The sequence below is a fragment of the Chryseobacterium endophyticum genome (assembly GCF_056333165.1).
In genome coordinates this window covers 633,528-644,675 of sequence record NZ_JBWGXE010000002.1, presented here as the reverse complement: position 1 = coordinate 644,675, position 11,148 = coordinate 633,528, and the positions used below count along the sequence as shown (strand labels likewise).

The window sequence follows — 11,148 nt, the reverse complement described above, 5'->3', positions numbered from 1 at the left end:
GTTCCGTTTTTTTTATGTTGGGATTCAAAAGTTTAAATATTATATTTGCTGAATCAAAAAAGCACAATGTCTGAAATAAAAAATCAAAAAATCCCGCTGTACGCCGTATTGTTTACGGTTGTTTTTAAGCTGTTGTTTCTATGCACCCATTATATCCAGGAAGATGCATTCATTACCTGGCGGGTGGCCCAAAATCTTCTGGATTACGGAGTCGTAGGCTTTAATGGAGCAACCAGAATATCTGCTTCCACCACACATCTGTATGTTTTTATTTCCTATATTTTTAATGTGATTTTCGGGAAAGAAAATTTTATCGTCCCGCTTTTAATTTTCAATTCCATTCTTTTTACCATTGGAAGTTTTTTTCTATCACATTTGCTTCTGAAGAACATCCGGCATAAAGCAATGTTTATTTTTTTAATCGGAATTTTACCGCCGGCCATCAAAATTTCCATCCTTGGAATGGAATACGGACTCCTTTTCTTCCTGGAGATGGCATTGCTGTATTATGGTTTTCATAAAAACAGAAAATGGGCACTGATCGTTTTACCGGTTTTCATTTTATTTACCAGGATCGATACCGTTATTTTCCTGGCGATCGTTTTTCTAGTAGATATATTTTGGAATAAAAGAATAAACGGGCTGTTTATTCTTGGAGGCACATTGGGGATTTTATCAGTATTCAGTTTCAATTGGTTTTATTTCGGAGAGCTCATCAACAATACGATTGTGGCTAAAAAAGTAGCCTATGACAATCATTTTACAGTTGCCCAGCATATCGAATATTTTGCCTGTAATTTCGGGAATTTCTGGGGGATGCTGAAACTGCCCGGAAACTTCAACACAGTGACAGTGATCGTTTTGGTTTTTGAATTGTTATGCTTCATTTACTTAACCCGCCAGGGAAATAAAAGAAATTATTTCCTCTGGATAATATTCATTTTCGGATGGGCCAAACAGCTGATTTTTATTTCCCAGAGAAGTCTTTTCGACTGGTACTACTGGGTGCCTCAGATTGTTCTTTTTGTTCCGGTGTTGGTTTTTATTTTAGAGCAGAAAGTCAGGAAGAATCTCTGGCTGGCAGTGTTCATTATTTTTTACATTTTTCCCATGCTTCTTTTCCAGACGGTACATGCTATTGCGACAGGCAATGGAGAATGGAACTACAGAAGGAATATAGGTTTATTTTTAAAGAGTTACGAAAAGGATAAAAACCAGTGGATTTTCCTTGAACCGGCCGGCTATGTTCCATATTTTTCCGGTTTGAAAACCATTGATGAAGTAGGGCTGGTAGACAAAGATGTTCAGCATGAAATTCAAAAAGATAAAGTGAATTTCCGCATCAATACCATCAGGAAAAGAAAACCGAAATATATACTTTCCTACAACGATCTGTATCAAACCAAAGATTCTGTATATTTCACAAAACATTATAAGTTAATAAAGGAATTTAGGGTTAAAAACCATCTTAAAAGCAGGTATAAGATTATTGAAAAAATTTATTTTCTGAAGCCTTCCGGATCAGATTATAATTTGTATGAAAGAATTGATTAATTTTGAATGAAATGCAATGATGTTTAAATCCAGCTAAATTTAACTCTATATAAAAATGAAATACTGTGCATTTCTTCGCGGCGTCAATGTTAATGGAACTAATATGAAAATGGCTGAAGTATGCCAGGTTTTTACAGAGGCAGGTATGAACGATGTGAAATCGGTTTTAGCTTCCGGAAACATCGTTTTTTCATCCGGTAAAAGGTCCGAAGAATTAAAGCCGATACTTGAAAAAGCCATGTCGGATCATTTTTCTTATGATGCTTTTCTCTTCATAAAAACCGATAAGGAAACGGAAAGCTTCTGGTCCGGAAATCCTTTCGGGAAAAAAGATCATCTTCATTGTTATGCTTTTGTAGGAAATGACGGTATTGAAAACATTTTAATGGAAGAGTTTAAAAAAGTATTGAAAACAGAAAATGAAGAGGCTGACATCGTAAACAATATTTTCTACTGGCAGGTTCAGAAGGGAAATACTTTGGATTCGGCATTTGGAAAAATTTTAGGAAGAAAGAACCTTAAAGATCAATTGACCAGCAGGAATATCAATACTTTTGAGAAGATTTTAAAGGTATTCGAGAAGAATTAGCTCTTTTGTTCCTGATTATCTCGCTCTCATTATCAAATATTTAAATTTTCGAATTTATAGCCTCTTTTTCTATTTACGGAGGAAAGATTTACGTAAAATAAACAGGATGTTCCAGTACCATAACTATACCATAGGAAATGCCTTTTTATGCTGAATGATAATACGTTATGCATTTCATAATAAATGTAACTCACATTTTTCACCCCTATTGATTATAATCATAAAAAACAAATTTTTAAAACTCTAGTTTTGTTCTTAAGATTATTGAAATATTATAAACATCCTGATGTAAAGGATAAAAGGCAGCATTGGAAAAACTGGCGTGGTATGTATGTGGTATTTTAATTAAGGAAAATTTTAATCATTTTTTCTTTCTTTGTCTTTATCTAAAAATATTATCACAGATCAGTGGAAATATTTAATAACAAAAACAATAGCAAGAAAAACGTAATTACTACTAAAAGCAGGCCAATTTCAGAAAAGAGAAATATCAAGCATAAAAAAAAAACTTCAAAAAAAGACGATAAGTTCTTACTGAAGCAGATGCGAAGAATGTAATGCTGAAGCTTTTAAAAAAAGCAACAGGAATTAGTAGAGATGAGAAAATATTATGAAAAACGAAAAGACTGAATTCAATTTAGAAGATGTAAACCAAAAGATTTTTGTTCAGGATGAAATTTTGGCACTGGCCAAAGAAAATTCTCCGCGTCTGTTGAGCAAATTCAGATTAGTGGATCCTGACTTTTTTAAGAAATTGTCTGATATTCAGCCGAATTTGAAAAATTCTGAACTTATTTTCTGTATTTATCTGAAGCTTAATTTAACGACAAAGGAAATTGCAACCTATACATTTGTTACTCCCAAAGCGATTCAAAACAGAAAAAACAGACTGAGAAAAAAATTGGATATTGCATCAACAGTTGATATTTATAAATGGTTTAATGAAATTTAAACCATTTTGTTCTTTTTATAACTGAAGAACAGAAGTATCCAGATCGTGGTACAACAGAATTTTCCAGTGGTTTTCGATGGCCTCCTTTTGCCATTTCTGTCTCAGTTCCATTGCTTTTCTTCCGTCAAAATCACTTTTATAGGCCAGATGATACTTTAAATAAGATTCCTGCGGCAGATCGTCCGCACCATAAAATACAATGTCGTCGTTTTCCGTGATGGTAAAAACCTGCATAAAAGGAGTGTGGCCTCCAACGACCTCGAAGTAGATTTCATTTGTGATAGATCCGCTTTCTTCCTCCATCCATACGATTTGATCGAGTTGTATAAGCTTTTCCAGCGTGTCGAAATCGAAAGAATGATTCCCACGATTGTTCAGGGCAAAATCGAGTTCGCGTTTCTGGATATAAATTTCAGCCATAGGAAATGTAGATTTAAATCCATTCTCTGTACGCGTTATCGTATTTTCAATATGATCTTTATGAAGGTGTGAAAGCAATATCTTGGTGACCTGCTCAGGTTTTACGTTTTCTTTTTCCAACAGTTTGGAGATTACCGTTTTTCCGTCATCATCTTTCCAGCCTATTCCGGCATCAAGAAGAATAACATCATTTTCCGTAATGATAAGAAAGGGAGTGACAGACATTTTAATTCCCTGTATCGAAGCAGAATTTTCCTCTGTGAGTAATGTGAAATCTTTTGTTTTATTCGTGGAAAAATTTCCTTCTTTTAATGGTATGATTTTCATGATCCAAAGTTCAGGAAAAATTATGTTCGATACTTAGTTTTCCGTCAATTTAAAAGATCGTTAAAACCGATAAAATTATCAATTTAATTCCTTTTGAAATAAGTATTTTTGTAAAGCAAAATTCGCAATTCTTAAATAAAATCTATGCATTTGAATTCTTCGGGCGGTATTTCACGTTCTGTGATCTGGTTGATGACTGTTATTTCCGGACTTGTTGTAGCGAATATCTATTATAACCAGCCTTTGTTGTCGCTTATTTCTGAAGATGTAAAGGTCTCAGAAGCGGCCGCCAGTAAAATTTCGGTACTCACACAGCTTGGCTATGCAGCCGGACTTTTACTGATTGTACCGCTGGGTGATAAACTTTTCCGTAAAAAGCTGATCCTTATCGATCTTCTTCTTGTATTTTTATCTTTGCTATGGATGACCTTTGCTAAAGAATTGTGGATGCTGTACACCGCCAGCTTACTTATCGGAGCAACATCGGTAATTCCCCAGCTTTTTGTTCCTATGGCCGCCGAATTATCTTCAGATAAAGAAAAATCGTCGAATATCGGGCTAGTGATGTCGGGATTGCTTCTCGGAATACTTTTATCCCGTTTCATTGGAGGAATCGTGGGAGAAATGTGGGGCTGGAGAACCATGTTCGGAATCGCTTCAGGAATGATGATCTTCGTCTGGACAGCAGTATATTTATGGCTGCCGGAAGTTCATCCGAATTTCAGGGGGAGTTATGGAGAATTGATGAAATCTGTATTTCACCTTGCTAAGACGCAGCCCGTTTTAAGATTAGCTTCCTTTCGGGGAGCAATGGCTTTCGGATCGATGTGCGCTTTGTTTACCACCCTGGTCTTTCACATGGAAAAACCTCCTTTTAATGCCGGTTCATCGGTAGTCGGAAGTTTCGGACTGGCCGGAGCCGTTGGTGCCCTGGCTGCTGCAAGAGTGGGGAAGCTGCAGAAAATACTCGATCTCAACAGGATTATTTTGTATGCCTTGCTGGTGGTTCTGATAAGTTGGACCTTTACCTATTTTGCGGGAGAAACATACTGGGGACTGATCGTAGGTGTAATTTTGGTAGATTTGGGAGTGCAGTCGAGCCACATCATGAACCAGACCAATTATTTCCTCATCCGTTCAAGTGCCGTGAACAGGCTTAATACAGTATACATGGTATCGTATTTTATTGGCGGGTCTTTGGGAACGTGGCTGGCTTCAATCGCCTGGCAATATGCACAGTGGGGAGGCGTTTGTTTTGTCGGAGTCTCAATGGGAATTTTAGCTTTGACCGCTCATCTGATATTCAGCAGAAAGGTGAAAAATTAGATAAATTTAAATTAAAAAGAATCATATGAAAATAGAAATCTGGTCGGACGTCATGTGTCCGTTTTGTTATATCGGGAAAAATAATTTTGAAAAAGCACTCGAAAAGTTACCGTTTAAAGATAAAGTGAACGTAGAATGGAAAAGTTTCCAGCTTGATCCGACTTTAAGTCCGGACGAAACGAAAACTACTTTTGAATATTTTAAAGAGAAAAAGGGTTTTCCGGAAGCGCAGGCTAAACAGATGATCGGGCAGGTGGCAGCGATGGGGAAAACGGCAGGGATTGATTTCAATTTTGAAAAAGCTTTGATCACCAATACTTTTTCTGCACATAAACTGCTACATTTAGCTGAAAAAAACAATGTCGCCGATAAGATGGAAGAAGCGCTGTTTATTGCTCATTTTATCGAAGGGAAGAACGTGGGAGATTCTGAAACCCTTATCGCTATTGCCGGATCTTTAGGAATTGATAAAAGTGAAGCTGAAGAAGTTTTAACTTCAGAGAAATATAACGACGACGTGCAGAAGGATTTTTCGGAAGCCCGGAATCACGGCATTTCCGGAGTGCCGTTTTTTATACTGAACGGGAAATATTCTGTGTCAGGAGCCCAGCCTGTTGAGTTTTTTGTTAATGCCCTTCAGCAGACTTATGATGAGACGGTTTCTCCCCTGAAAGACCTGTCGTCCGGCGAAAACTCCTGTGATACCGATGGTTGCAGCATTTAATTAAGTATTCACCAATTTAATAATCGATTTTTCATGATTAAAATAAATGAATTTCTTCATTTTCCTTTGGATAAAACCGTCTTTGTTTTTGCATTAGACTCTGAAGCCGGACAAGTTTTCAACGATAAAAACAAGCTGATCACCGGGATCGGAAAAGTAAATGCTGCTGTGGAGCTTACCAAAGAAATCCACCGGAGAAGACCGGAACTGATCGTCAATCTCGGTTCTGCAGGAAGCAAAGGTTTTCATAAAGGAGATGTGGTTTGCTGTACAAAATTTATCCAGCGTGATATGGACGTCAGAGGTCTTGGTTTTGGCCTGTATGAAACTCCACTGTCAGGAATTCCTGCGGTCCTGAAATATGGCCTTAAGAAAGAAGGGCTTCCTGAAGGAACCTGCGGCAGTGGCGACAGTTTCGAGATGAACCATTCTGAAGGAGATTACAATATTGTAGATATGGAAGCTTATCCGCTGGCCCTTATCGCAATGAAGGAAAAGATTCCTTTTCTTTGTCTTAAATATATTTCAGATGATGCAGGAAGTGATGCCGCAGACGACTGGGCGGTACAGGTACATCTTGCGTCAGAAGCGTTTAATAAAATTTTATTTTTGTAAATCCTATGCTATTTATAGTTTTAAAAAAAGCATCCGCAGATGATCTTGAAGTCATTCAGCAGTTAGGAAAGGAAACTTTTTACGAGACGTTTTCGATGCATAATTCGGAGGAAGAGATGCAGAAATACCTGGAGGAAAGTTTCTCTTCAGAAAAAATGTCGAAAGAAATCAATACTCCGGAATCCCGGTTCTTTATTGCCTGGGAAGAGGAAAACCCGGTGGGATATCTCAAAGTGAATACCGGAAAAGCACAAACAGAGCTGCAGGACGATTTCTCCCTGGAAATTGAAAGAATCTATGTGAAAAGTTCTCACCACGGAAAAAAAGTTGGTCAGCTGTTATACGAAAAAGCCTTGGAAATTGCTTCTGAAGAAGGAAAAAAATATATCTGGTTAGGCGTTTGGGAAGAAAATAAAAGAGCCGTCAGCTTTTATAAGAAGAATGGTTTTGAAGAATTTGATAAGCATATTTTCCGGTTGGGAAGCGAGGAACAGACTGATCTGATGATGAAAAAAATTCTCGGATAATACTGCTATATTTCATAGATTTCCGCGTCGGTAAACACATAGAATCTTCCTTTTTTAGGGAGATTTTTTGTGTCAAGACCGGTAAATTCACTGAATGCCGGAAGTAAGATCTGGTTTTCTGTCACGACAAAACAGGGTAGCTTTATTTTTTTTACGGATGAATGAATCACAAATCCCGGATGGATGTGGCCTGTAATCTGGAACTTCAGCTGTTTTTTGTCAAAATCATGAATGAGGAGGAAATCATTGATCTCCAATGATTCAGATTTAAAATTTAAACATAATTTAGATTCCAGCTTTTTGGAAATTTTATCGTGGTTGCCTTCTATGAGATGAAACTGCAGCTCATTGTATTGGTTTCTCCAGGTACAGAATTCATCGACATCCGAATTGTCTCCCGCATGCAGAAGATCGCCCACCACAATGAATTTTTCAGGTTTAAAATATTCTATAAGAATGGAAAGACGCTCAAGATCGTTTTTCATGATCTGATTGGCCAGGGCAATCCCGTTTTTCCGGAAATGTGCCGTCTTTCCTATGTGTAGATCTGATAAGATAAGGGCTTTTTCCTCTCTCCAGAATAAAGCCCTTTGATTCGTAAGGATAAAGTTTTGTTGGCCGACCTGTATACTTTTTGTCTGTACATTCATTCCTTGTAAAGTATTTAAAGGGAACTTTTTATATTGGCTTCCGCATTTTTCCTGATTCTTTTGGCAGATAGATTAAGGAATCTTTTAACGAGAAACAAAGCAGAGATCGTTAATCCCAGCCCCAGTGCAATCCACATCCCGAAAGCGCCCATCGCCAGCGTCACACAAAGAAAATATCCCAATGGAATAGTAATCACCCAATACGCAATAAATGTATAAATGGAAGGAATTTTTACATCCTGCATCCCTCTCAGAGTACCCAAAGCCGTTACCTGAATACCGTCCGAAAGCTGGAATAATGCTGCAATAATCATTAATTTCGCAGCCAGTGTAATGACTTCAACTTCTTCTTTTTTGGTGAAAAAGGTCGGAAGAATATTTCTTCCTAAAATAAATATAACGCCGCAAATCGCCATAAAAATGAAAGCGATCTTCAGGTTGTTGATCCCCACTTTCCTCAGCTCCGTAAAATTCTGTTCACCAAGCTTTCTTCCGATCATCACCATGGAAGCCACACTGAACCCGATGCATAAATTAAAGGTGAAAGAAGCCATGCTCAGGGCGATCTGATGGGAAGCAATATCATGGGCAGAGATCAGTCCGCAGATGAAAGCGGCACCGGCAAAAGCTGTTACTTCGAAGAACATCTGCAGTGCTGTAGGCAATCCCAATCGTACCATTTTGTCAAACATCTTCCTGGAGAAAACTTCGATCTTTAAAGAAAAATCTTTAATGTAACGCCTCGTCTGATGTTGTTTTAAAAGCACAAAATAAAGAAAAACCACCATGAAAATTCTGGCAATAAGACTCGCAAGGGCAGAACCTTTCACACCCATCGGCGGAATTCCGAAAAGCCCTTTTATAAAAACATAATTCAGTACAATGTTGATGACATTGGCAATAATGGTCGCCTTGGTAACCCCAATAGTGTACGAAAGCCCCTCAGAAACTTCCCGAAGCGTCTGAAATGCCATGAAAGGAATAATGCTAATGGCCATGACCGTAAGGAAATCCACTGTATCCGGAACGATTTTACCAGGCTGCCCCGAATGATAGAGCAGCGGCATCCCTAAAAGCAGAACGGTCATTAAAACAACCCCCACGGTCATATTGATCACAAAGCCATGACTGAAAACGGAATTGATCGTCTGATGATCATTCTGGGAATGGGCTTGCGAAACCAGTGGCGGAATCGCAAAAGAAAATCCCAGAGCGAGAACAAACATTGAGAAAAATACAGCATTTCCCAATGAAACCGATGCCAGTGCATCGGCACCCAGCAATTTCCCTACGATGATATTGTCGAAAAGATTTACCGAAACCTGCCCGACCTGTGTCAGCATGACGGGAAGGGCCAGTGTAAGGCATTCTTTTGTATAGTTTTTGTCTAAAAAGTTCATAATTATTGATGGCTCATATAGTTTTATTCAAAAAAAATTGCAGTAACATGTGATACTGCAATTTTATAATTTTATCTAAAGTAATGCTTACATTATTTCCTTACAAAATTTGCAACGTCTTCGGCAGAAATGGTGTTTCCTCCTAAAATGATTAATCTTTCCACAACGTTTCTCAACTCTCTGATGTTTCCTGTCCAGGAAAGTGCCTTTAAAGCATCGATGGCTTTATCATCAAATTTTTTCAGAGCGGTTCCGTGTTCATCAGAGATGATTCCTGCAAAATGTTCAACCAAAGATCTGATGTCTTCTTTTCTTTCATCCAATGGCGGGACATAAATCTCGATCACCGAAAGTCTGTGATAAAGGTCTTCACGGAATCTTCCGGCTTCGATTTCTTTCTGCATATTTTTATTGGTAGCTGCAAGAACTCTCACATCAACCTTTATTTCTTTGTCGCTTCCTACAGGGGATACTTTACTTTCCTGCAGTGCTCTCAGAACTTTTGCCTGTGCTATAAGGCTCATATCACCGATCTCATCAAGGAAAATGGTACCACCGTTGGCCTGTTCGAATTTCCCCTGTTTATCCTTGATTGCTCCTGTAAAAGAACCTTTCACGTGTCCGAATAATTCAGATTCAATAAGTTCGGAAGGAATGGCGGCACAGTTTACTTCCACCATCGGGCCTCTTGCTCTTTCACTTTGATTGTGGATGGCGTGCGCTACAAGCTCTTTTCCGGCACCGTTTGGTCCTGTGATCAAAACCCTTGCATCAGAAACGGCCACTTTCTCGATCATATCCTGAATTTTCTTTAAACCCGCCGATTCGCCGATCATCTGGTATTTTTTGTTTACCTTTTTCTTCAGCGTTTTGTTTTCGGTCTGAAGATTTTTGTTCTCTTTCTTCAGGCTTTCTTTAGCCAAAGCATTTTTTACACTGGTAATCAATCTGTTGATATCGATAGGTTTGGAGATGAAATCATAGGCTCCGTCTCTGAGACAGGAAACTGCAGAATCAATATCTGCGTGTCCGGAGATCATGATAAAAGTGGATTCCGGCTTTATTAATAAACTTTGTTTTAAAAGTTCGGTTCCTGAAAGTTTAGGCATTTTGATATCTGAAATCACCAGAGCGAAATCTTCTTTTTCTACCTGCTTGTAACCTTCAAGGCCATCTTCGGCAATTACAAATTCATAGTCGTTAAGTTCATCGGAAAGGATACTTTGGAGTACTCCTGAGATTGCTTTTTCGTCTTCTACAATAAGGATTTTTTGCATAGTTGCAAATTTAAATTTTTTGATTGAATTATTAGCAAAAACTATACCTAATCGTCTATTTTGAATAATCTCTTCTGCCGAAAATTGCCGATCCTACGCGTACGGAGGTCGCCCCGCATTCAATGGCAATGGGGAAGTCGTCACTCATCCCCATGGATAACGTTTGCAAAGTATTTTGTTGATTTAATTCGTCAAAAAGAGCTTTAAGGTTTAAAAATTCCTTTTTTATCTGGTTTTCCTGGTCGGTAAAAGTGGCCATTCCCATCAAACCCGTGATGCTGATGTTCGGAAATTCGCCGTTAAGGTACTTTTGGTAGAGTTCTTTGGCTTCCTGAAATTCCAGGCCAAACTTGGTTTCTTCTTCCGCAATTTTTACCTGGAGGAGCACTTTGATTTTTCGCTGGTGCTTTCCTGCTTCTTTATTGATTTCCCGGATCAGTTTTTCCGAATCGGCACTTTGAATGGTGTCGATAAATTCAGCAATATATTTTACTTTATTGGTTTGCAGGTGCCCGATGAGGTGCCACTCGATATCTTTCGGCAGGAGCGGATATTTCTCGGTAAGTTCCTGGACTTTATTTTCGCCGAAAACCCTTTGTCCGAGATCATAGACCTCCTGAATGGCAGAAACCGGATGTGTTTTGGAAACAGCTACCAACTGAACGCCGGCCGGCAGCTGCTCTTTTATAGTTTTATAATTTTCCTGAATGCTCATACCTGCAAATTTCTGAAATTTAAATTAAAATATCATCGGATCCCAGAAATTTTCGCGGATGGTTCTTCGTCA

Annotated in this window: 12 protein-coding genes; 7 read left to right on the top strand and 5 right to left on the bottom strand. The window is 38.4% G+C overall.

What is annotated here, in order from left to right; translation table 11 throughout:
* The first annotated feature begins 66 nt into the window (after positions 1-66).
* From AC0N32_RS07370 to AC0N32_RS07360, 3 genes are all read left to right on the top strand, one after another.
* The gene (locus AC0N32_RS07370; protein ID WP_476393211.1) at positions 67-1,554 is read left to right on the top strand and encodes a hypothetical protein; all 1,488 of its coding nucleotides are present in this window, start codon (positions 67-69) and stop codon (positions 1,552-1,554) included.
* A gap of 55 nt (positions 1,555-1,609) precedes the next feature.
* Positions 1,610-2,143, top strand: a complete 534-nt coding sequence (locus tag AC0N32_RS07365) for a DUF1697 domain-containing protein (RefSeq protein WP_476393210.1) — start codon at positions 1,610-1,612, stop codon at positions 2,141-2,143.
* A gap of 610 nt (positions 2,144-2,753) precedes the next feature.
* Entirely contained in the window at positions 2,754-3,095 is a 342-nt protein-coding gene (locus AC0N32_RS07360; protein WP_476393209.1) for a helix-turn-helix transcriptional regulator, read from the top strand.
* Positions 3,096-3,110: 15 nt separating this feature from the next.
* On the opposite strand, the gene AC0N32_RS07355 is transcribed toward AC0N32_RS07360, so the two are convergent.
* The gene (locus tag AC0N32_RS07355) at positions 3,111-3,842 is read right to left on the bottom strand and encodes an MBL fold metallo-hydrolase (RefSeq protein ID WP_476393208.1); all 732 of its coding nucleotides are present in this window, start codon (positions 3,840-3,842) and stop codon (positions 3,111-3,113) included.
* Between the two features lie 144 nt (positions 3,843-3,986).
* On the opposite strand from AC0N32_RS07355, the gene AC0N32_RS07350 reads away from it, so the two are divergent.
* From AC0N32_RS07350 to AC0N32_RS07335, 4 genes are read left to right on the top strand one after another with little or no spacing between them, the layout of a single operon-like run.
* Complete coding sequence (locus AC0N32_RS07350; RefSeq protein WP_476393207.1) at positions 3,987-5,168, top strand: MFS transporter; 1,182 nt, start codon at positions 3,987-3,989, stop codon at positions 5,166-5,168.
* A gap of 25 nt (positions 5,169-5,193) precedes the next feature.
* Positions 5,194-5,892: a DsbA family oxidoreductase gene (locus tag AC0N32_RS07345; protein ID WP_476393206.1), complete on the top strand. Its 699-nt coding sequence runs from the start codon at positions 5,194-5,196 to the stop codon at positions 5,890-5,892.
* 33 nt (positions 5,893-5,925) lie between these two features.
* A complete protein-coding gene (locus AC0N32_RS07340; RefSeq protein ID WP_476393205.1) occupies positions 5,926-6,507 on the top strand; it encodes a 5'-methylthioadenosine/S-adenosylhomocysteine nucleosidase family protein in 582 nt (193 codons plus the stop codon).
* Positions 6,508-6,512: 5 nt separating this feature from the next.
* The gene (locus AC0N32_RS07335; RefSeq protein ID WP_476393204.1) at positions 6,513-7,034 is read left to right on the top strand and encodes an N-acetyltransferase family protein; all 522 of its coding nucleotides are present in this window, start codon (positions 6,513-6,515) and stop codon (positions 7,032-7,034) included.
* A 5-nt stretch (positions 7,035-7,039) separates the two neighbouring features.
* On the opposite strand, the gene pdeM is transcribed toward AC0N32_RS07335, so the two are convergent.
* The 4 genes from pdeM to AC0N32_RS07315 all read right to left on the bottom strand — a co-directional run bounded on the left by pdeM (position 7,040) and on the right by AC0N32_RS07315 (position 11,076).
* Entirely contained in the window at positions 7,040-7,684 is a 645-nt protein-coding gene (gene pdeM / locus AC0N32_RS07330; protein ID WP_476393203.1) for a ligase-associated DNA damage response endonuclease PdeM, read from the bottom strand.
* A gap of 14 nt (positions 7,685-7,698) precedes the next feature.
* Positions 7,699-9,084: an MATE family efflux transporter gene (locus AC0N32_RS07325; protein WP_476393202.1), complete on the bottom strand. Its 1,386-nt coding sequence runs from the start codon at positions 9,082-9,084 to the stop codon at positions 7,699-7,701.
* A 92-nt stretch (positions 9,085-9,176) separates the two neighbouring features.
* Entirely contained in the window at positions 9,177-10,361 is a 1,185-nt protein-coding gene (locus AC0N32_RS07320) for a sigma-54-dependent transcriptional regulator (protein ID WP_476393201.1), read from the bottom strand.
* A gap of 55 nt (positions 10,362-10,416) precedes the next feature.
* Complete coding sequence (locus AC0N32_RS07315; protein WP_476393200.1) at positions 10,417-11,076, bottom strand: YggS family pyridoxal phosphate-dependent enzyme; 660 nt, start codon at positions 11,074-11,076, stop codon at positions 10,417-10,419.
* Positions 11,077-11,148: the final 72 nt, after the last annotated feature.